The sequence below is a fragment of the Alphaproteobacteria bacterium genome, from assembly GCA_015062495.1.
Lineage (GTDB): Bacteria > Pseudomonadota > Alphaproteobacteria > Rs-D84 > Rs-D84 > Enterousia.
Window position 1 is genome coordinate 1 of the sequence record SUUN01000003.1, and the last position, 22,932, is coordinate 22,932.

Annotated in this window: 20 protein-coding genes and 1 tRNA gene; 13 read left to right on the forward strand and 8 right to left on the reverse strand. The window is 45.8% G+C overall.

Annotated elements, in window-relative coordinates; all coding sequences use genetic code 11:
• The first annotated feature begins 245 nt into the window (after nt 1-245).
• The 4 genes from E7008_04385 (at nt 246) to E7008_04400 (ending at nt 5,106) form a co-directional block, all read left to right on the forward strand.
• The gene (locus E7008_04385) at nt 246-1,325 is read left to right on the forward strand and encodes a choloylglycine hydrolase family protein (GenBank protein ID MBE6457150.1); all 1,080 of its coding nucleotides are present in this window, start codon (nt 246-248) and stop codon (nt 1,323-1,325) included.
• A gap of 195 nt (nt 1,326-1,520) precedes the next feature.
• Nucleotides 1,521-3,209, forward strand: a complete 1,689-nt coding sequence (locus E7008_04390) for a 30S ribosomal protein S1 (GenBank protein ID MBE6457151.1) — start codon at nt 1,521-1,523, stop codon at nt 3,207-3,209.
• 69 nt (nt 3,210-3,278) lie between these two features.
• Entirely contained in the window at nt 3,279-3,836 is a 558-nt protein-coding gene (locus tag E7008_04395) for a nucleoside monophosphate kinase (protein MBE6457152.1), read from the forward strand.
• Nucleotides 3,837-4,023: 187 nt separating this feature from the next.
• The gene (locus tag E7008_04400; GenBank protein ID MBE6457153.1) at nt 4,024-5,106 is read left to right on the forward strand and encodes a hypothetical protein; all 1,083 of its coding nucleotides are present in this window, start codon (nt 4,024-4,026) and stop codon (nt 5,104-5,106) included.
• A 62-nt stretch (nt 5,107-5,168) separates the two neighbouring features.
• Here the strand turns inward: E7008_04400 and E7008_04405 are convergent, their stop codons facing one another.
• The 3 genes from E7008_04405 to E7008_04415 form a co-directional block, all read right to left on the reverse strand.
• A complete protein-coding gene (locus E7008_04405; protein MBE6457154.1) occupies nt 5,169-5,597 on the reverse strand; it encodes a hypothetical protein in 429 nt (142 codons plus the stop codon).
• A gap of 2 nt (nt 5,598-5,599) precedes the next feature.
• The gene (gene nifJ, locus E7008_04410) at nt 5,600-9,109 is read right to left on the reverse strand and encodes a pyruvate:ferredoxin (flavodoxin) oxidoreductase (GenBank protein ID MBE6457155.1); all 3,510 of its coding nucleotides are present in this window, start codon (nt 9,107-9,109) and stop codon (nt 5,600-5,602) included.
• Between the two features lie 103 nt (nt 9,110-9,212).
• Nucleotides 9,213-10,640: a S41 family peptidase gene (locus E7008_04415; GenBank protein ID MBE6457156.1), complete on the reverse strand. Its 1,428-nt coding sequence runs from the start codon at nt 10,638-10,640 to the stop codon at nt 9,213-9,215.
• 137 nt (nt 10,641-10,777) lie between these two features.
• Between E7008_04415 and E7008_04420 the strand changes: the two genes are divergently transcribed.
• Both E7008_04420 and E7008_04425 read left to right on the forward strand, forming a co-directional pair.
• Nucleotides 10,778-11,500 carry a Fic family protein gene (locus tag E7008_04420; GenBank protein MBE6457157.1) on the forward strand — a complete coding sequence of 241 codons (723 nt, stop codon included), beginning with the start codon at nt 10,778-10,780 and terminating at the stop codon, nt 11,498-11,500.
• A gap of 4 nt (nt 11,501-11,504) precedes the next feature.
• On the forward strand, nt 11,505-12,428 hold the full coding sequence (locus E7008_04425) for a hypothetical protein (protein ID MBE6457158.1): 924 nt from the start codon (nt 11,505-11,507) through the stop codon (nt 12,426-12,428).
• A 27-nt stretch (nt 12,429-12,455) separates the two neighbouring features.
• Here the strand turns inward: E7008_04425 and acpS are convergent, their stop codons facing one another.
• The 3 genes from acpS to E7008_04440 all read right to left on the reverse strand — a co-directional run bounded on the left by acpS (nt 12,456) and on the right by E7008_04440 (nt 14,236).
• Nucleotides 12,456-12,869: a holo-[acyl-carrier-protein] synthase gene (acpS, locus tag E7008_04430; GenBank protein MBE6457159.1), complete on the reverse strand. Its 414-nt coding sequence runs from the start codon at nt 12,867-12,869 to the stop codon at nt 12,456-12,458.
• 89 nt (nt 12,870-12,958) lie between these two features.
• Complete coding sequence (locus tag E7008_04435; protein ID MBE6457160.1) at nt 12,959-13,573, reverse strand: 50S ribosomal protein L25/general stress protein Ctc; 615 nt, start codon at nt 13,571-13,573, stop codon at nt 12,959-12,961.
• 102 nt (nt 13,574-13,675) lie between these two features.
• A complete protein-coding gene (locus E7008_04440; protein ID MBE6457161.1) occupies nt 13,676-14,236 on the reverse strand; it encodes a hypothetical protein in 561 nt (186 codons plus the stop codon).
• Between the two features lie 17 nt (nt 14,237-14,253).
• Here E7008_04440 and E7008_04445 point away from each other — a divergent pair, with 17 nt between their 5' ends.
• Nucleotides 14,254-14,709 carry a nucleoside deaminase gene (locus tag E7008_04445; GenBank protein MBE6457162.1) on the forward strand — a complete coding sequence of 152 codons (456 nt, stop codon included), beginning with the start codon at nt 14,254-14,256 and terminating at the stop codon, nt 14,707-14,709.
• Between the two features lie 24 nt (nt 14,710-14,733).
• Here the strand turns inward: E7008_04445 and E7008_04450 are convergent, their stop codons facing one another.
• On the reverse strand, nt 14,734-15,993 hold the full coding sequence (locus E7008_04450; protein ID MBE6457163.1) for a peptidase M23: 1,260 nt from the start codon (nt 15,991-15,993) through the stop codon (nt 14,734-14,736).
• A 21-nt stretch (nt 15,994-16,014) separates the two neighbouring features.
• Between E7008_04450 and prmC the strand changes: the two genes are divergently transcribed.
• The 6 genes from prmC to E7008_04480 all read left to right on the forward strand — a co-directional run bounded on the left by prmC (nt 16,015) and on the right by E7008_04480 (nt 20,338).
• Nucleotides 16,015-16,794, forward strand: a complete 780-nt coding sequence (gene prmC / locus E7008_04455) for a peptide chain release factor N(5)-glutamine methyltransferase (protein ID MBE6457164.1) — start codon at nt 16,015-16,017, stop codon at nt 16,792-16,794.
• Nucleotides 16,791-17,156 (forward strand): hypothetical protein, encoded by a 366-nt coding sequence (locus E7008_04460; protein MBE6457165.1) that lies wholly within the window; start codon nt 16,791-16,793, stop codon nt 17,154-17,156. The genes prmC and E7008_04460 overlap by 4 nt, the downstream gene beginning before the upstream one ends.
• Nucleotides 17,153-18,145, forward strand: a complete 993-nt coding sequence (locus E7008_04465; protein ID MBE6457166.1) for a hypothetical protein — start codon at nt 17,153-17,155, stop codon at nt 18,143-18,145. The genes E7008_04460 and E7008_04465 overlap by 4 nt, the downstream gene beginning before the upstream one ends.
• Nucleotides 18,146-18,164: 19 nt before the next feature.
• Nucleotides 18,165-18,746, forward strand: a complete 582-nt coding sequence (locus E7008_04470; GenBank protein MBE6457167.1) for a hypothetical protein — start codon at nt 18,165-18,167, stop codon at nt 18,744-18,746.
• 51 nt (nt 18,747-18,797) lie between these two features.
• A tRNA-Arg gene (locus E7008_04475) sits at nt 18,798-18,874 on the forward strand.
• A gap of 801 nt (nt 18,875-19,675) precedes the next feature.
• The gene (locus tag E7008_04480) at nt 19,676-20,338 is read left to right on the forward strand and encodes a hypothetical protein (protein ID MBE6457168.1); all 663 of its coding nucleotides are present in this window, start codon (nt 19,676-19,678) and stop codon (nt 20,336-20,338) included.
• A 30-nt stretch (nt 20,339-20,368) separates the two neighbouring features.
• Here the strand turns inward: E7008_04480 and E7008_04485 are convergent, their stop codons facing one another.
• Complete coding sequence (locus tag E7008_04485; protein ID MBE6457169.1) at nt 20,369-22,921, reverse strand: hypothetical protein; 2,553 nt, start codon at nt 22,919-22,921, stop codon at nt 20,369-20,371.
• Nucleotides 22,922-22,932 lie beyond the last annotated feature (11 nt).

Consider the following 22,932-nt stretch of genomic DNA (forward strand, 5'->3'; position numbering starts at 1 on the left):
ATGCACAAATGTTAAACGGCCATTTTTGCCCGAAATTCAGGCTGTATTATGCGGAAATCTGGGATTTTTTGTTGTGTAGCATATGTGGAGTCAGAGTCCGGAGTTCTACCATTAAACTATGCCCCAATGCGACGCGCATTATATAACGCAAAAAAACAAAAATCAATCAAAATATTTATATGAAATCACCCCTAGTGCATCAAGCGCCAAAAACATCAATAATTATGACCAAGGGGGAAACACACATGACACACATAAAAATACTAAGCGCACTGGTTGCGTGCCTGACATTGATACAATCTGCCGACGCATGCACCGGCATAACACTGAAATCCAAAGACGACGCAACAATCGTCGCCCGCACCATTGATTGGTCGGGAACCGAAATGAACAATATCTATACCGTCGTTCCACGCGGTCACGCGACGCAATCATTACTGCCCGATGGGACAATGAATGGACTGTCGTACATATCGTTGTATGGTTATGTCGGCATGGCGGTTGAACAGCCTGAATTTGTCGTCGACGGCACGAACGAAGCCGGCCTGTCCGCCGCCCTGTTCTATTTTCCAAACTATGGCGAATACAAGCCATATAACCCCGCCGACCAGGATATTTCCCTGGCCGATTTCCAGGTTGTATCATGGATACTGTCACGATTTTCCACCATCGACCAGGTCAAAGCCGCCATCAACGATGTACGCATTATCAACATAGACCCGTCCGCATCCACCGTACATTGGCGCATCACTGAACCATCCGGCCGCCAGGTTGTTATGGAAATCGTCGACGGCGTGCCGAACTTCTATGAAAACGAAATCGGTGTGTTAACAAATTCACCCGGATTCCAGTGGCAAACCACAAACCTGAACAACTATGTCAATCTGCATCCCGGTGGCGCAGGCCCAACCAAGTTCGGTCCAATTGACCTGCGGGCATTTGGTTCGGGATCTGGGTTCTTGGGCCTGCCGGGGGACTTTACCCCGCCATCACGCTTTGTTCGTGCGGCATTCCTGAAAACATATTCATTGGAACAGCCGACCGCCATGGACACCGTGAACCAGGCATTTCATCTGTTAAACAACTTTGATGTGCCATTGGGGGTTCAATTCGCCGTTGGCCGCGCCCCGAACAATATGCCGTCTGCGACCCAGTGGACTGTGGCGACCGACCTGAAAAACATGACGATATATTATCACACCATGTACAACCGCACAATTCGCAGCATTGATATGAAATCCATAGACTTTGCGACCGTCCCATTCCAGTATCATGCGCTGGACACGGCCAAGCGGCAAACGATTGTACCGGTTCAAATCAATTAACCCGCCCACGAACCGGGTGCATATTTTTAGTGAACAAATCCTTGCAATTTCTAAAAAAACACATATAATTAGTGCGATTTTGCGGGTGGGCGCATTATCAATCCGATTAACCCCACAAGACCCCCAGAGAGATTTTAGGTGGCCTGCCACCCGAAACCTTGGTGAAGGGTGGCAAACTTTGATGAATATTTTCTTATGAAAGATTTATCCAAAGATTTATTTAATCCTGTATCTGGCGAAGATTTTGTCCAGATGTTTGACGCGAACTATGGTTCCCAAGAAACTTTACAAGGCTATGCAACCAAGGGTACTGTAAAAGATATCCGTGGTGATTTTGCAATGGTCGACGTTGGTTTAAAATCCGAAGGTCGCGTTCCATTAAAAGAATTCGGTGCATCTGTACCCGTCGTTGGCGACATCATTGACGTTTTTGTTGAACGTTATGAATCCCGCGAAGGCACAGCCGTTCTGTCATATACCAAGGCCCGCGCTGAAAAGGCATGGAAAGACCTGGAAAAGACAGTTGCCGAAGGTATCGACCCAGAAGGTACAATTATCGATGTTGTACGTGGTGGCTTTACTGTTGACATCAATGGCGTATTTGCATTTATGCCATCATCCCAGGTTGACCACAAACCAATCCGCGATGCAAAATCATTGATTGGGTTAAAGGACAAATTCCGCGTATTGAAAATGGACGCTTTGCGCACAAACGCAATCGTATCACGTCGCGCGATTCAGTCTGACACAATCGCAGCGGCGCAGAAAGAAGCGATGAAGAACATTTCCCTGGGCGCAGTCCTGGAAGGTACAGTGAAAAACATCACAGATTACGGTGTATTCGTTGATTTGGGCGGCATCGATGGTCTGTTACACGTAACCGACTTGTCTTGGAAACGCGTAAATCACCCACGCGAATTGGTTCACGTTGGTGAAAAGATTCAGGTCAAAGTTATCCAGTTCGACCCAGAATCACATCGCATTTCCTTGGGCATGAAACAACTGGAAGAAGACCCATGGGAAACAGCATCCCGTGCATTCAATGTTGGCGACACAGTATCGGGCAAAGTATCATCTTTGACAGATTACGGTGCATTCATTGATCTGGGCAACAATATCGAAGGTCTGGTTCACATGTCTGAACTGTCCTGGACAAACAAGAACATCCACCCCAGCAAAGTTCTGCAAAACGGCATGGATGTAAACGTTGTTGTTTTGGGCATCGACCAGGATAAACGTCGTATTTCATTGGGCTATAAACAGCTGCAACCAAATCCATGGAAACAGTTTGCTGAAACCCACAATGTTGGCGATGTAATCACAGGCCCAATCAAAAACACAACTGAATTCGGTCTGTTCGTTGCCTTGACCCCAGAATTGGACGGTATGGTTCACATTTCTGACCTGTCATGGAACAAACTGGACGAAGAAGAACTGAAGAAATTCGTTCGTGGCCAGGAAGTAACCGCGAAAATCTTGGACATCAATCCAGAAAAAGAACGCGTTACACTGGGCATCAAACAGTTGACAGAAAGTGCTGAAAACAACTCGGCTTCTTTAAAGAAAGGCGCGGTTGTATGCGGCACAGTTTCCGAAATCACACCTGATGAATTGGTTTTGACATTGGCGGGCGATGTACGCGGTATTATCCGTCGCACAGACCTGTCCCGTGAAAAATCAGAACAGGACACATCAAAATACAGCGTTGGCGACAGCGTCGAAGCATCCGTTGTTTCCGTCGAAGACAACACTGTTAAATTGTCTGTCCGTGCTCTGCAGGTGACATTGGAAAAGCAGGCAGTCAAAGAATTCGCAAACGAAGCCGATTCCGGCTCTGTTTTGGGCGACATCTTGGGCGCAGCTATCGAAAACAGCAAAAAATAATTTGTAAATATATAAATTGTTTCACCGTCTGCCTGGCAGACGGTGTTTTTTTATGATAGAATCTACAATATGAATAACAAAAAACAAATCATCGTTATGATGGGCGGCCCCGGCGTTGGCAAGGGGACATTTTCACGCATGTTAATGGCGCGCCACCCCCTGACACATATCGAGGCCGGCGCCCTGCTTCGCGCCGAACCAGCAGATTCCGAAATTGGCAAATTAATATCGGCGGGCAACCTTGTGCCAGATAAATTGGTCTGTGATTTAATGGCACAAAAAATTTCAAACCATGATATGATTCTGGATGGATTCCCCCGCACACTGGGCCAGGCAAAATGGTTGGTTCAAAATTATGCCGACAAATTTGATATCCATGTCCTGTATTTGGCAACCGATGACGCAACATTAATTGCCCGCATCCAAAAACGCATCCGCGATGGCACAAAACGCGCCGATGACGCCACGATGGATATCATCCGCCACCGTCTGGAAAATTTTCAGCGCATCACCATGCCCGCAGTTAATTGGTTACGCACCGCCCCCGGCATAAAATTCAGTGAAATAAACGCCACCGGCGACGCATCCGACAACTTCGCCGAAATAATATCCGCATTGGGCAAATAAAAAACGCCCACAGGCGCAGAATTCCAAGACTCCAAGCAATTTCCTTATGCCGAATCCAAACGGTGGTTTGTTTTCGACATATTTTCTGAAGCAATTTTGGCGCAATTTCAAAAGAAAGTCAATCCCATTTTATGCCGAATCTAAACCACCGTTTAGACATGACAAAAGAATAATGGGAGAGCAAAATATGTCAAAATTATCTTTTTTGGGTAAATTCAGATTCAACCTGGTCATTGGTTTATTTTTTTCGTCGGTTATATTCCCCGCATACGCCGACAGATGTTCCGTCTGCGAAGAATTGATGTATCGTGTCGATGATAGTTGTGGTTCTATTTGGTGCAGAACACCTAGTGACCTGATGGATATGATTGATGACAAAGGTGCAGAAATTGCAAATGAATCACAAATGGAAGACGAAACCGCAATCGATATCGCAAACGAAATTTCTGGCTATTTTGACACATACAGACAACTGTACAATTACTGGACCACAAATTCTGACCCCACAGGATTTTGTACCGGGCTTGAAATATGTGGTTCAGACTCTGATATTGTCGTGGACTCTCCATGCCCAATCGTAACCAGCTATTTTACCACCAACCCATCAATGCCACGTGGCGCAATAATAAAGGTCGACGAATCCTGCCTTTCATATGAACAAAGTCAAAACTATTTAAACAATCCTGGCGATATAACTAACTGTTCCACCCTAGAAGAAATCCCCGTTATGTATTGCGATACTGACTTAACATCATGCAGTGGCCCCAATTACGTCACCTATGGTGTGATTTTTAGTTGCACCAGATGCGAAGGCAGATATGGCCTTAACCCACTCGAAATAGTTTATGGCAATTTTTCCACCACAATGTATGGATTTGGTTGCAGCGTCTGTAATTATTGCTCAACATGTACCGACGATACATCATGGACCACTGATTCATCAACCACATCCAGACAATACCGTGACTATGCCGATTGCAGTTGCGAAAACCAAACCTGCGAATACGAAAGGCATTATCGCTGTGCACCGGGATATTATAATAAATACAATTGGGCCACATCAACCAGCACGTCAAATTTCAATTGCACTCGTTGTCCCGCGGTATCTGGCGCATATACAAACAGCGCAATGACCACCCAGGCATATGGGACATCGGTTGGCGGAACCATTGGCGCAACAACATGTTATATGCCAAACGGCACATACTATGAATCATCCGGCGAATTTGCAATATCTGGCGCAGGTGTTAGTTGCAAATACAGTGAATAAAAATCCCCCATCCGGGCCCCGCGCAAAAGAATGTTTGCGTGGGTGGACATTGGGGGATTTTTTTACTGTCCCATACCGGCCGGACTAAATCGTCCAATATTGTTAAACAATTCTTCGATTGCGTTCAGCTCAATCGCCGCGGGGATTTCTGTTTCGCCCTCGGCAATCTGGACATCCGGCAAATCCGCATCGTGTAAAACCTGGGTTTTCAATACCCGGTTGCCACGCACCCATGCCAACAAAACCGTCTCGTCGGTAAATGTCGGTGCCAATGGCCCGCGATAGTTTTCATCCGCGCCATAGTACACCCAAACTTCGTCCCCATACATAGTCTTGACCTGGGGCGCACCAATTTTTTCAATTAACGCCGATGTTGTTTTAATATTCGCAACCTGGGACGCCAAATCATCGGGGAACACATACCCGCGATGTTTGGTCTGAAATGTACAGGCCGAAAACAATACAAACGCACATAAAATAATTTTTTTCATACCTAGCCTTCCCCATTTTCTTTGACAACCGGTTTATTCAGCATTGCAAACTGCGCAATATGTTTTTTCAATTCACTTTTATACGCATTGTTTGCCTTGGCCATATCAACCAGTTTGTTAAACTGCGGATTTGCCGCACGCGCCGCACCGAAACGCGATTCTGTTTTCAAGAAATCTTCCAACGGCAACGGATTATCAACATTTGAATCCATGGTCAATGGATTATGCCCCGCGGCAATCAGGCGCGGGTCAAATCGGAACAACGGCCACGCACCGGTCTGAACCATCTGCATTTGGTGTTCCACGCCATTTTGCAGTGCGAACCCATGCGCAATACATGGTGCATACGCCAATATGATTGACGGCCCATTAAACGATGCCGCTTCGCGGAATGCACGTATTGCCTGGGCCTGGTTTGCCCCCAGTGCAATTTGTGCGACATATGCGCCACTCATCATCGCAATCATACCTAAATCTTTTTTGGCGTGTTCTTTACCGCCAATTGCGAATTTCATACTGGCACCAAACGGCGTAGACTTAGACTGCTGGCCACCGGTGTTCGAATACCCTTCGGTATCCAGAACCAATATATTCACATTTTCACCGCTGTGTAATATATGGTCAACACCGCCATACCCAATATCATACGCCCAACCGTCGCCACCGATAATCCACACAGATTTATCGACGACTTCACCAATCAGGCTTTCCGCCAGACGCGCGCGCGGCCCGTCAATTTTCGCCAACTGTTTACGCAGTTCTACTTCCAACGCGCGCTGTTTTACGGCATCTGTTTCATCAAATATATCTTCGACATTTTCAATTCCCAATTCGAACAACAACGCCCGCAGATTATCACGCTTCTGGTTCAATGCCAAACGCATACCCAAACCATATTCCGCATTATCTTCGAACAGTGAATTTGACCACGCCGGCCCACGACCATTTGCGTCACGTGTCCACGGTGTCGTTGGCAAATTCGCCCCATAAATCGATGAACAACCCGTTGCATTGGCAACCACCATCCGTTCCCCAAACAGGTGCGACAACAATTTTACATACGGCGTTTCACCACACCCCGCACACGCACCCGGAAATTCAAAGTAATGTGGCAACAATTCCACATGCTTTGGAATATTCAGGTTTAATTTTTCGCGTTCCATATCCGGCAATTTTTCGGCCGCATTAAATGCCGCCTGATTATCCGCCATAACGTCCGCCGCACGCACCATAGACAGCGCCCCCGTCGGACAATTTTTCACACACACATTACATCCCGTACAATCGGCCGGCGAAATATTAATTGTGAAATACATATCCGGCCCCAATTCTGGTGTCTTCATCGGTACAACTTTGATACCCTTGGCGCGCGCCGCATCGACCTGGTCTGCGGTCAAAGCCTTGATCCGAATAACCGCATGTGGGCACAGCATTGAACACTTGCCACATTGGATACACTTATCAATATCAACGGTTGCCACCTTATCCGATATGGCACGTTTTTCGTATTTTGATGTACCAACCGGATACTGCCCCGCGCCAAATTCACCATCGACCCGGAAACGCGAAACAGGAATCGCATCCCCACGCTGTGCCGCCATTTCGCCTAATGTCCCTGCAATTTCCGCCGGCGTATCCAATGTCATAGCCGGCACGAAATCCGGCGCAAAATTCGACACCGACGATGGCATGTCAAATTTATGCAAAAATTCCGCCGCGCGATCGACCGCCGCCCAGTTTGCCTGAACAACGTCCATGCCCTTCTTTTTATATGTTTTTTCGATTGCAGCCTTGGCACTGATTGCGGCCTGGGCTGGATCTATAACATTGGTCAGGTTAAAGAAGTTCAACATAATAAACGTATTTATGCGATTACCCAATCCCAATTCTGCAGCCGCACGATTCGCATCCAAGAAATAAACATTTGCACGAATCCGCATCAAGTGTTCCTGGGTATCGCGTGGCAAATTCGCAAACGCAACATCCGGTGTCATCGATGTGTTAATCATCACCGTACCGCCTGCACGCAGACCACGGAACACATCAAAACGTTGCGCAATCATAAAGTTTGAAACACTGATAAAATCTGCCACTTCGACCAAGTACTGACTTTTAATCGGCGCATCTGAAAAACGAATATGCGATGCGGTTAAGCCACCTGATTTTTTAGAATCATACACAGCATAAGACTGTGGATACAAATCAGAATTTTCCCCAACAATCTTAACAATATTTTTTACCGCGCCAACTGTACCATCACTGCCGATACCATATAAAATTGCAGTCTTGAAATTCGGATCTTCGACTGCGAACGCCGGATCAGTCTTTAACGACAACCCCATCAAATCATCTTCAATTCCAACTGTAAAGTTATGATGTAATTGTCCCCGCATCAGGTTTTCATAAATCGCCTTAACATCACGCGGTTTAAATTCCTTGGACCCCAGTCCATATCGTCCACCAAATACCGCAACACCATCCGCTACAACCGACTTTACATCCTGGTACAGCGGCTCACCAATACTGCCCGGTTCTTTGGTACGATCCAGCACCGCAATTGCCCGCACAGATTTTGGCAACACACGACGGAACGCATCAACCGGGAACGGCCGATACAAATGTACCTTGACCAATCCCAATCCACGTGGCAGGTGTGGCAATGTTTCTTCAATCGTGTCAACCGCGCTGCCCATAGCGACGATAACAAATTCCGCATTTTCATCACCCACATAATCGACCAGGTTATATTTGCGCCCCGTCAGTTCCGCAAACTCATCCATACACCTCTGAACAATTTCCGGTGTTTTTTCATACAGTGGGTTTGCCGCTTCGCGTCCCTGGAAATAGACATCTGGGTTTTGCGCAGTCCCACGGATTGTCGGCCGGTCCGGTGTCATACCACGCGCCCGATTTTCCAACACCAATTTTTCAGGAATCATTTTTTCCAACACTTCGTCCGGTATGCGCGTCAGACGCGATTCTTCGTGACTGGTACGAAATCCATCAAAGAAGTGCAAGAACGGCACCCGCGCCCGCAACGTTGCCGCATGCGCAATCGCCGCCATATCGTGTGCCTGTTGCACATTATGCGACGACAACATCGCAAAGCCTGTCGAACGCACCGACATAACATCACTGTGGTCGCCAAAAATCGACAACGCATGTGTTGCCAGCGCACGCGCCGCCACATGCATAACAAACGGCGTCTGTTCACCGGCAATTTTATACATATTCGGAATCATCAACAATAAACCCTGGGACGCTGTAAATGTTGTCGCCAAACTGCCCATCTGTAATGCGCCATGCATCGCGCCGGCCGCCCCCGCTTCGGACTGCATTTCGATAATCTGTGGGATTGCGCCCCAAATATTTTTTTTATGCTGGAACGACCATTCATCCGCCAATTCACCCATAGTACTGCTGGGGGTAATTGGATAAATCGCTGCGAAATCGACACATCTGTACGCGACGTCCGCCGCCGCCCAGTTTCCATCAACAATCAATTTAGACATAATAACTTTCCTTTACCAATTTTACACAATGCCACAATTGTACCCCCAAAATCCCCCGATGGCAAGATTAATAAAACAAAAAAAGGGGCATTTGCCCCCTGAATTATTCTTCTACATCTTCTGTCAGTTCGACATCTGTCGGACTGGAAATACTGCGTGATTTCACAGTATCCATGGCAATCACCATTTCCATCGCGCGTTGTAATTGATAGTCACGCGCATCTTTTTCTTCGTCCGTCAGTTCTTCGAACGGCGTTTCTTCGTCATCAGAATCTTTGTCGTCTTTATCAGACTTTTTCTTGTCTTTCTTTTTCGCCTTGTCATTTTTCAGCGAATTCTTGAAAGACGCCTCGGAATACATACTTTCCTTTTTTTCCAGCACTTCTACCTTAGAATGTAAAACCTCTATATCCGGGGTAATACCTTCATTTTGAATCGACCGCCCCGACGGTGTATAGTACCGCGCAATCGTGATATGAATCGCCGTTCCATCCCCCAGTGGCTTTTGCTGCTGCACGCTGCCCTTGCCAAACGATTGCGATCCCATAACCAGACCACGTCCATTATCCTGTAATGCACCCGCAACAATTTCAGACGCCGATGCCGACCCATGATTAATCAGCACCACAACTGGTTTCCCATTAACCAAATCCCCCGGTTTTGCAAAGACACGTTCAATATCTGTCTTTTCCTTGCCACGTGTGGACACAATTTCACCACCGTCCAAGAACGCATCTGACACATCAATCGCCGCCGTCAGATAACCGCCGGGATTATTGCGCACATCAACGACATAACCAACAACTTTGTCCTTTTCCAGTTCTTTTATCGCCTTGTTCAAATCACGCGATGTTGTCGCCCCAAAATCTGAAATTCTGATATATCCGATTTTTGGTGTATCCTTGTCATCTGGGTCGGCATCCGCCAACATTTTTGTATCATGCTTGACCGATTCCACCTTGATAATCGCACGTTTCAATGTCATTTCGCGTGGTTCGCCATCATCGGAAACGACTGTCAATTTAACCTTAGTCCCGGGACGTCCCTTCATCTTTTTAACCGCCTGGTTCAACGTCAAATCAAAGACTTGTTCACCATCAATATGGGTAATATAGTCACCAGCCTTAATACCCGCCTTGTCTGCAGGGGTATCGTCAATCGGCGAAATCACGCGCACCGCGCCACGGTCACTGGTAATCTGAATCCCCAGTCCCCCAAATTCCCCATGTGATTTGTCATTAAATTCCTTGAAATCGTCCGCCGACAGATACGACGAATGTGGGTCCAGCGCACCCAACATACCGTTCATTGCGGCCTCTAACATCTTTTTTTCATCTGCTTCTTCGACGAAATTATCGCGCGCCACTTCGAACACCATCGCCAGTTTTTTCAATTCTTCATAAATCTGCTCATCAGTCAGATGTACAACCGGTTCTTCTTTTTTCTTTTTCGGTGCAGCCACACAATCCACCACCGGCAACAACAGCATCATAAAAACAACTAAATTCTTAAACATAAACGCCCCTTTCATCTGATTTGCCCCCAGAATAAACCAATTTGCCCCCACATTCAACACGAATTTTGAAACAACAGCATAAAAACGCACAAAAACTTGACAAAATAAATTTATGGACTATATTTATAACAAACAAACAAAGGGCAAATCAAATGTCGCCACGCAAACAAAAAACAACAACAAAACAACAAATCGCCCTGAAACGTGCGGAACTGGACGATTGTTTTGACAGCTTTTCTTCGGTCAAGCGCACAAACAACCTAAATTGGTTGCGTCGTCAAATTGCCTTTGAAGAACCCCAGATTTTATGTCCTGTCCCCAAAGAACACCTGGACGAAACCAGCGTGTCAAACATTGCAACCACATATGACTATATCATGGAAAACAAGTCCCAGGAAATAAACATCGAAGACATCCGCATCATCCACGCTAAACTGTGTGCAAACACGAATATTGACGGCTATAACTTTCGCACAACGAACTGCAAACTGCGTATGAGCATTGATGGCATGACATACAACGCCCCCGATTACAGTGTAATTGATTACGAACTGCGCCAGATTATTTATAACATGAATCATTCCAAGCGCGACGTTCTGACACGTGCATACGATGCACATTATGAAATGATAATGTTACAGCCGTTTGATGATTTTAACAAACGCACCGCCCGCCTGATTATGAATTGGTTACTGTTGCGAAATGGATACCGTCCAATTGCCTTTAACAAACGCAGTGACAAAGCCGCCTATATCCGTGCCCTGCAATCGCGTGCATGTGGCGACAAACGCGCATACACCGAATACATGGCAAAATGCCAATTACGCACCCAAGAAGACATATTAAAACACCTGCGGGATTCAAAAATATATTAACGCCATGACACAGAACATAAACAATCTTATCCACGGTCGCGAAAGTTACATCGTCTATTTTGGCGACAGTTTGATTATGAAGCGTCCCTTGCCAACACTCAATGCTGACGCACGTGATGCATGGCTGGCCAAACAGCATAAAACCAAAGATGCCATTGACGAAATCTATGCTGTTGGTAATCCACGCTATAACATTCCACGCATGATTTATATCAAAGACGACGAATATCAATTACTGGAAGAATGTGCCCCCGGTCAACATCTGACAGCCGATTTATTCAAAACCCTGTCCCGTCGCCAGCAATATGAAATCATTGATGGCGTTGCTGCATTCTTGGTTGATATGAACGAACTGAAACCCGTCCAGGAAATCCAACGTCATAAAATCGCAAACGAATTGAAATTTAATCGTCTGGATAAATTTATCGAAAACAAAATGCATCATTGGTTCAAGGATGACGAAATAAAATATATGGCGGGCATTCGCGATAACATCGGCACATTCGAATACGACACACGTGCCGCCTGGTCACATTGCGACCTGAACCCGGGCAATGTTTTATATGACCCCGAAACCAGCACCCTGTCATTCATTGACTTTGCCGAAGCCAACTATCGCTTTATCTATCGCGACATATTTGCCCCATTGCAAATTGAACTGGGGATATGTCGTCGCACATATGAAACATATTGCAAATTACACAATAATTCACAATATTCTATGCCCAGTGTAAACAATGAAACCCTGCGTCAAATCATGAAATACCGCGTTATGTGTGCACTGCTGAAACGCTTTATCAAGGCGTCTGACGATTTACGCACCAGCCCAACCAGCATCAAGGGCATCCAAAACAACCAGAACAAAGTCCAGTTCATGCGCGAACAAATATTGGCAATTCAAAATATCGAACGTCAATTTTCAAAATAAAAATCCGCCGATTTGGCGGATTTTTATTTATTCGCGTTCAACGACAACCATTGCCGCGCAATAATCAGACTGATCTGTAATTGACAAATGCACACGCGCATTCCCATCAACCAGTTCTTTCAACGCAGCCTTGGCCCCACCTGCAATCAATAATTCCGGCCGTCCGGCATCATTATGAACAACCGACACATCAGAAAAACTGATATCATCACCAAACCCCGTGCCAATCGCCTTTAAAAACGCTTCGCGTGCGGCCCAGAAATTTGCCAAATGCTTTTCCGAATTCGCATTATCATTATCGGCATATTCCAATTCTTTTTTCGTAAAGATACGCGATTTTTTAAACGCAGACCAATCCAAGAAACGCCCACATTCGACCAAGTCAATTCCAATCCCAACTATCACGGACAAACTCCCTATTTGAATTGTTGTATGCGCCATACTAGTAATATTTATCCGATTCGTGCAAGCATAAAATTTATCATAAAAAAAGTCCCGCCATTTGGCGGGACCAATAACCAAATTGATGATTATTTCTTGGATGCTGCCATTGCTGCTGCCTTGGCTTTTTCATCTTCTTCCATTGGCATTTTACCACCAATAATTGCGAACGCCAATTCTGCCTGGTGCAGGCCCAATTCAACACCCGCCGGTAATACCAGGTCAGTTCCGTGAACCACGTCACCAATTGTCAGGTTTGCCAAATCAATGATGATTTTTTCAGGGATAACATCCACCAAACCACGCAATGCAACCTTACGCACCGCAAAGTTCAATGTACCACCCAATTTCAAACCCTTGGATGTTTCTGCGTTGATAACTTCAACTGGCACAACCACGTTAACAGGGTTTTTCACATCGATACGTTTAAAGTCCGCATGAATTGCAGCATCACTTACTGGATGATATTGCACATCCATCAGCATTGCATCTTCTGTGCCTGCGCCTGTTTTAATTTGGAACAATTTAGTCCGCAAACCTGGTGTTTTCAATAACATTTCGAATTCACGACCATTCAATTCGATTGCAACAGGGGCTTTCTTTTCCCCGTAAATAACAGCAGGGATATTTTTGTTATTGCGGATGCTACGTGCGGCCCCCTTGCCTGCTACGTTGCGAATTTCTGCATTTAATTCAATTGCCATTTTTAATCCTTTTAATGGTTTTGTTTAACTGTGCGCCGCCTCCAAGGGTGCTGCGCGTCGCGCATTATGCCCCAGAAATTCCGAAAAATCAAGGATTATTTACTATTTCTTTTGTAAAATCAAAAAACGTGCACGTCCATATTTTTTATCGCGCAACACATTCCACATCGTTTCATCGGGCGCCGATTCGTGCCCCACTTCCTGTTCCCAGATTAAAATCGTTCCAATTGTGGCAACTTTCCCCAAACGCGCAACAAACGCCCGCCCCAGGTTTTCGTCCACATACGGCGGATCAACAAAAATCAAATTCGCCCCCACACCATATTTATTTACCGCCCCAATCGCATCCATTTGTACAACCGATGCATGCGCCCCAACGTCCAACGTCGCTAAATTATCCCGAATGGTTTTAATTGATGTCGGCGACGTATCTGTAAACACAACCCGCGCCCCCGCATATCGTGATAAACATTCAATTCCAAACGCACCCGATCCTGCAAACGCATCCCATACCATCAAATTACCCGACGTATCAACAACCCCAGATTCAATCATATTAAACAGCGCAATTCGCGCACGGTTCTGGGTTGGCCGCGCATCAGGTGGCAAACGCAACCTGCGCCCACGATATGCACCTGAAATAATTTGCAATTTTGAATCCATACGATAAAGTATAAATCATGAAATTTATGAATCAAGCCATTCTTTGCGCGCATCGCGCCATGCAACACGACGACGTTCCAATCGGGGCGGTAATTGTCCGCGATGGCAAAATTATTGCCCGTGGCGAAAACCGCGTGCAACAAAAACAGAATCCAACCCTGCATGCCGAAATCGTTGCAATAAACCGCGCGTGTAAAAAACTGGGGACAAAATTCTTGGACGATTGTGATATTTATGTATCCCTTGAACCATGTGCGATGTGTGCAACGGCAATTTCATTTGCCCGCATTAAAAACATTTATTTTGCCGCAACCGACGAAAAAGGCGGTGGCATAACATCCAATGCCCGAATTTTTGACACAGACAAACACCTGTGGAAACCGAACATTCATCAAATACCAGAATACGCCAACGAATCCGCCAAAATGTTGCGTGATTTTTTCCGTATTCGACGCGAACAGTCAAAAAAATAAAACCGCCACATCGGCGGTTTTTTCTTATAACTGAATATACAGCGACGGATTTTTCTCTAATTGCTTGATACCATCTTCCAGAACCTTGCGATATTCGATAAATTTCTTTTTATCCGCCTGCCCCAGATTGCTGATGGCGGGCAATTTCACCGTCATAGGATTCACATGCACGCCATTTTTAATAATTTCATAGTGTAAATGTGGCCCGGTTGAAACACCTGTTGAACCGACATATCCGATTGTCTGGCCCTGGCGTACATTTGTACCAACATTTACGCCCTTGGCAAATTTGGACATATGCGCATACAGCGTTTCATACGAACCATTGTGTCGAATTTTAACATAGTTCCCATGCCCACGATTATATGATCGCGCCACAACACGTCCCGCACCGGCGGCCGGAATTGGTGTACCGGTTGATGCGCGGAAATCCACCCCCTTGTGCGCACGTGTAAATCCCAACACAGGATGCTTGCGCTTTTTTGAAAAACTGCTGGTAACCTTGGCATTATTAATTGGTGTACGTTTCAGCGATTTAATTGCCCCATTACCTTCGGCATCATAATATCCCGTCGTGCCATCAGATTTTCTGAATCTATACATTTGCACGTTACCACGCAGGGCCTCAAACGAAACGGCCAACACACGCCCATTATCAACCTTTTTCCCTTCGGAAAAATTTTCTTCGTACAGAACAGTAAATTTCTGGCCGGCGCGCACATCACGTTCAAAGTCCATTTCAAACGCCAACAAATCATAAACATCTGCCAAAATACCGGCTGGAATTCCTGCGCGTTGTCCCGCCAGATAGAAACTGTCCCCATCCAGGATTTCACCCGCCCGATATACCGCGCGCGTATCCCGTTCGATATCAACAGTCTTGCAATCCCACGCCCCCGCATCATTACACGTCAGTTCAACCTGTTTCCACGGCGACGGGATAACAACAATTTTTGACACCGGGGCATCTGTGTTTTCACGCACAAATTCCAATTTGTCCCTGTCTGCACGCAATGTCGTAATATCTGCATCTGATTTCAGTGCCTTGGCCACTGCATTAACATCATTATGGCTTAAACCCTGTTCTAACAATAACTTAGACAGTGTATCACCCGATGCCACCATAACCACAGATTTACATTCATTCAAACGCGCACTGCGCATTTGTGCCGGGGTACGTTTTGTTGCGACCAAAAAAATTGCAACCAAACTCAACAGAATAGCCAACGCCATAACCAGTCGGGTCAAATTGGTTGTGTTCAGAATATCTTTTGCTTTTTTCATGACACCGATTATAATGGCTTTATGAACAGAAATCAAGCATTCACAATCTTGCAACGCGCCGGTGGCACACGCGCGGCGCGGATTATCACGGAAAACACTAAAAAAATATCTGGGATTGGTATCCGCATAATGGCGCACCAATTGCGCCGTGGCGTCCCTGTGGCCAAAATAATACACCAGAAATGGTTCTACGGATTAAAATTCTATACAAACAAACATACACTTGACCCACGCCCTGACACAGAAACACTGGTATCTGCGGTTATATCGGACTGCACCGCCGACACATTGCCAAACATTTTGGATCTGGGCACGGGGACGGGCTGTATAATATGCGCACTGTGCAAAAATATTCCGGGTGCACATGGCACCGCCATTGACAAATCACGTCGCGCATTGCGTGTTGCACGAAAAAATATTTATGATTTAGAATTACGGAACAGAATCAAAACAATACGCACAACGTTTGACCACCCATACGATTTCGGTGAAACATTTGACATTATCGTATCAAACCCACCATACATTGCGCGTGGTGACGCACGTGTCAACGACGCAGCGACACACGACCCAGACATAGCATTATATGCAAAAAACAATGGCCTTGCGGCATATGAATCAATTGCACAAAACGCCACGCATTGGTTAAATCCACACGGCAAAATATATCTGGAAATCGGCATTGACATGGGCATTGATGTCAAAAACATATTCATATCGCACGGTTGGAATCTGACACGCACTGAAAACGATCTGGCCGGCATTGAACGCGTACTGGTATTTGAACGGGCTCACCCATGAAACAATTAACAGATTTTGACATAGAACAAATGATTGGCACAGAACACACCCCCGATGACGTCGCAACCCGTCGCGCGGTACGTGCCGAATTACACATGTCGCGTCGTATTCCACACACAAAACACATTCCCGAACACGCAACACTTGATTTACATCAACTGACCGAAGAACAGGCCTGGACCGCAATAATGGACCTGGCGACATCTGGCACACGCAGTGCCAACATCATCACCGGGGCCAGTGGCATTTTAAAAATCAAATTCCAACAATGGGCACGCGACAGCATTCTGTCCCCATACATTATTTCATTCGCCCCCATTAATAATGGCAGTTTTTCCGTAAAGTTCAAAAAAACAGCATGACGCGCCATAAATTTTTTGCTATCAATACCATGGACAGGAAAAAAGACATGGCAAAAATTCACACAGTCTATGACCACATTCGCGCAAATAATATCAAGACCTGGGCACTGGTTGCACTGTTTCCACTGATATTTATCGCACTAATATTTTTATTCACATGGATTGTTGCCCCAATCCAGACCGCAATTGACACAACCATTTCGGTTGCCATACCAACAATTATCGCGTGTTGCATATGGATGTTAATTTCATGGGCATTTGGCGATTCTATGATGTTAAACGCGGCAAACGCCCACGAAATTAAGCCTGATAACCGTGAACACCGTGAAATTTATCGTGCGGTTGAAAATGTTGCAATGGCGGCGGGCCTGCCAACGCCACGGGTTTATATTATCGATGACGATTCGATGAATGCATTTGCAACGGGACGCACCCCGCGTGATGCATCTGTCGCCCTGACCCGCGGGTTAATCAGACGACTGGACAAACTGGAACTGGACGGGGTAATTGCACATGAAATGGCGCATATTGGCAATCGTGATATTCGCCTGGATATGCTGATGATTACAGGCGTCGGGGTCACAGTCTTTGCCGCCGATATGATATTACGCACGGCAATGTATGGCAATCACACATCCGACGACAATGATCGTGGCAACGGAACTGCGATATTGCTGATGGTATGGCTGGCATTTTCTGTATTTAATCTGATAATCACACCACTGTTACGCATGGCAGTATCACGCAACCGCGAATATGCCGCCGATGCAACCGGTGCACATATAACACGCAACCCACACGCGTTGGCATCCGCACTGCGAAAAATAACAACCGATTCGCGCATCGAATCGATGGATAAAATAAAATCCATGGCATCGGTCTGCATTGCCAACCCCGCCGCCCCACGTGAATTGGTTGGCGATTTAATGGCAACACACCCACCCGTAGCCACGCGTATTGCACGTCTGGAATCAATGAATATAAAATAACAAAGGAAAGGTATCAAAAATGGCAAACCTGCATTTTCACTATGGCGTAATGAGCAGTTCTAAATCCGCCGCCCTGATTATCAACGCATATAATTTTCGTCGCAACGGCACCACCGTCGAAGTCATCAAACCATCATTCGACAGCCGCTTTGGCACCCAGAAAATAGTATCCCGTATCGGCCTGGAATGCGAAGCGAACGCCATGCCATCACTGGCGACATACTCACCTGCCCCGGCAACAAACGTGATATTGGTTGACGAAGTTCAATTTTTTGCTGAATCTGACATTGATAAATTGGTACATATCGCTGACCAGCAAAATAAAATTGTTATGTGCTATGGCCTGATGGTGGACAGCAACGAAAAAATCTTCCCCGCCGCCCGCCGTTTAATCGAGGTTGGCGCCAAACTGCACCGCATGGATTCAACATGTCAAATAACAGGTTGCATGAAATTGGCAACACATCACCTGCGTTTTGACAGTTCAGGTCATGTGATACGTGCCGGCGACCAATTTGCACTGGGCGACAGTAATTATAAATCCGTCTGTCGCGCACACTATAACGCCCTGTACCACGACAAGAACCAAAAAACAAAATAGCAATTATTTTTCTTGCAATTGAAATAAAAAGGTATAAAATAACAATCCGTTGCATCCATAGCTTAACTGGATAAAGCATCTGACTACGGATCAGAAGACTGAGGGTTCGAATCCTTCTGGATGCGCCAGATTTAATAAAGAACGTCGCCTTGTGCGGCGTTTTTTATTAAACCGTGTGTAACACGTGGGTTCGAACCCGACCAGAGGGTTCGACAAGGAGTAGATTTGACAAGTATCACACTGTCAAATCGTCACGACTGCCCCGACGGCACAAAGTGCCAAGGGAATCCTTCTGGATGCGCCAGAATTAATAAGAAATACCACCTTGTGTGGTATTTTTTATTAATCCACGTGTAACGTGGATATTCGAACCCAGGGTTCGAGCCGCAGGCGAAAGGGGCCCGCCACGAAGTGGTGGGAATTTACAATCCTTCTGGATGCGCCAGATTTAATAAAGAACGTCGCCTTGTGCGGCGTTTTTTATTAAACCGTGTGTAACACGTGGATTTGAACCCGACCAGAGGGTTCGACAAGGAGTAGATTTGACAAGTATCACGCTGTCAAATCGTCACGACTGCCCCGACGGCACAAAGTGCCAAGGGAATCCTTCTGGATGCGCAAAAAACACTTTGATAAATAAAAGTTTATCTAAGTATTTGCTTTTTTGGGTTATATCAATCATAATTTGTATATCGTTGGGTGTTCCAACGATGGGGTGTGAGAGCCCGATCTTAGCGTCTGATAACTATTCCATACGCAGATTGGCGTTATTTATGTCGGACGAAAAATAAAAAACTCCTGATACCTGTTGGGTCAGGAGGGTTGCGAATATATTGAATAAGCACACAATTCTAAGAATTGCTCTCAACCTCCTGCCCACTCAAATTTTTGGGTGGTTTTTCATTTGAAAATAAATCAGGAGATTGAACATGAAATCAAAATTTTTAATTCCAACAATATTAGTTATGGGCGGGGTATGTGACTCTGGTTATGCGATTACCTGCAACAGCCAACCCGTCTATGGCAGTGATTACAGTGGTGCTGGCGGCTGTCCAATACCAAATAGTAACATAGACCAACCTGCATCTAATTGTGCATCGTACCAATTTCTTTGTCACACAGATGCAAACGGTGAGCAACAAATGGTCGTTCAGTGTAAAACATGCCCGTCTGGATATAATTTGATCCAGGAAACATACACATCAGGCTATTGTGATTCTGTACCATATTGGACATGTGTCCAGGCAACAGCAACAAATCCTGGCACAAGCGGCAGCACCTGTAATACCAGCACATGTACAAATTCCACATGGACAAATTTTGGTGTTGGATATCAAATACAAATAATTCGCACATGTGGCAATACAACAACCACGTGCAAAGATGTTGCACGCATTTATCGTTGTGCCAGCGGCTATTATGGCATCAGCAGTGGCGGCAGTTCCAGCATGTCTGGATGCAGCAAATGTCCTGACGACGGGATTTCTGTACCTGGCAGCAATGAAACAAAAACACAATGTTTTATTGCCCAGGGAACAGATGAAACCGGAACTTTTAATTTTGGTGGCAATCGCTGTTTTTATTCCGAATAACTAAAAACACCGCCATTTGGCGGTGTTTTTTTACATTGGTATATCTTCGCACTTTTCAACGGGTTCTGACGTCTTGCAGTCTAATGTCTGACTGCCCCCAATGCCCAAGAAACCATTTTTCTTTTTCGTTGTACAACTTTGCGTAACCGTGCTGGTACAGAAATGGCAATTTCTGGTATCACGATTAAAGGTCGACCACACTTCGCGCGTATAGCCCGCACCTTCGAACTTATGACGTTTTGAACCAAAACTAAGTGTCGAAAAGTCTGCCCCAGACGCACTGAAATCGGCACTGGTCTTTAAGCCTTCGGATGACGAATGTCCACCCTTTAACAGATCGCTACCCATCAAACCGACACCAACATCATACGAAATCGCATACGGTGGCGCCAGCGGTGTATCAACCGCCGAATTCGGCGCACCCGCCAATTCCCCATTCGTCGCCGCCAGGCGTTGACACATATATTGCGCCATATCAGCCGACGCATCCTTGGTTGCATCGAATACCGCCTTGTTAAATTTGGCATTATAATTGTTTTGTGCCTGGCGCAGGGCAGACATAGCAATCTGCATTTTAACCTGATTCAACAGATTCGGAAAACGCGCCGATGTCTTTTGATTCTTTTTACCCGTAATTTGCGATAAATCGCGGCCATTAACACAGAACTGAATTTCCGGATCTTGTTCAATCATTTCAATTGTACGATTAATTGTCCCGGCAATATTATTCAGTTCTTCTTCGATTGTCGCGATAATCGCTTCGGAATTTGGCACACTTGAATTTCTATCACGAATCTGGGCCAGATATTCACCAACCCCGATTTCACCCGGCCCCAGTTTAACCGTTCCCCCTTCGCCATCATCAATGGTACGTCCCGTTGCATCACCCATTTTAATTGATCCAAACGAAATCATACCTGTCACACGATAAACTGTGCCATCTTTTTGTGAACGAATGCTGCCCGAACCAATTGTATCATCGGCGGCAAATTTATTACAATCGGTGGTACTGCCACAGACCTCGGCCATTTTACGATCAACCAATTCCTGGCACTGGTCCAGTGCAGAATTATCAATATTCAGATACAACCCCATCAACATAGAATCCAAATCATCCATTGAAAACGCAGGATTATTTGCCTTGCACACAACCAGACTGTCAATCGGACAAATATCATGGATATAGTCATAATCCATACCAATACAGTTCTGGAAATTTTCACCACAACGCGTATCCGCGGTAAAGCAATCTTTGACTTCCTGGGTACATGCATCTACACGCATTGCCGCCAATTTATCAACAACATATCCCCAGATCAAAGGTTCCATTCTTTCACATGGATCAATTTCAACCTTGCAAAAACTGCGTGCCATATCGGGACGGGACAAACATGCATCAATACTGTCCACGCCCTTGCCGGCGATATCGTCTTTACACGCCTTTTGGATACAGTTTGAAATATTGGTCAAACACGATTGACGGAACTTGGATTCCGCGGCCGATTCTGCAACCTTAATTGTTGGTGCGGCCTCGCGCAGAAATGCCGGCCAAACCATATCACGCACTGCCACGCATTGCCCCAGCACATTTTCACAAATTGTGCGTTTTGCGCTTAATACTTCCATAGTCGACGTGGTAATATCGTACACATCAACCGTCGCAACCGTTGTTCCTGCGGTGCTTTGTGCCTGGTTATTCTGCATATTTTCAGATGCGATTGTTGCAACACAGTTTTCCCAATTTTCGCCACAGGCATCTTCGGTCTGCATACACTTTTTGAACTGAACCATACATTGGCCCAGATCATATTTATTGGCTGCATCAAAACTTTCCTTTAATGCTGCACGCACATCTGCATTGGCATCGGCCAGTGCCAATTCAGCCTCGGCCTTTTTTGCGGCAATACTGTTTTCATATCCCTTGCAATCTGATGTAATCTGACGCGAATACATATTACGCAACAGTGTCATGTCCCCATCGCAATCCGCAGGTACTTGATCCAGACAGATTTCTTCGGCGGCACGGTACAACGCACCCCCCGTCAGTTCTGAAAAATCAACCCCACTTGATCCCCAGGCGCTGTCCTCGTCTTCTTCATCATAATTTGTTTCCCACAACGCCATTAAATCTGCACGTTTTTTTTCTTTGGAATCCTGGGCAATTTCTTCAATTTCTTTCAAATTACCATCGGCATCATATTCGCGCGTACCGGTAAAGACAATATCGGCCTGAGCGCCTAACTTTACCTTTTCAACTTCTTCGGTTGCGATTCGTTCTGCCTCGGTCAAAATTTCCTGAATTTCTGCAAATTCTTTGTCGTATTTAATACTTAAATCACTGCACGCACAACTGCCACCTGATTCATTTTCAGAAATACAAAACTGATCCATACAACCATAGTACGCATCATAGCAAGCCTGGTCATACAACCCCGATGCATCCGTCTTGGTTCGTACAGATGTCCCCTTTTGAATTGCCGATTGTTTACTGACCTTTTTAGTGGCGGCATACGCATCATGCCCTGGCACAATGGCCAACGCACCAATAACCACACCCAATACGATACGACTTGTTTTGAACATACCTACTCTCT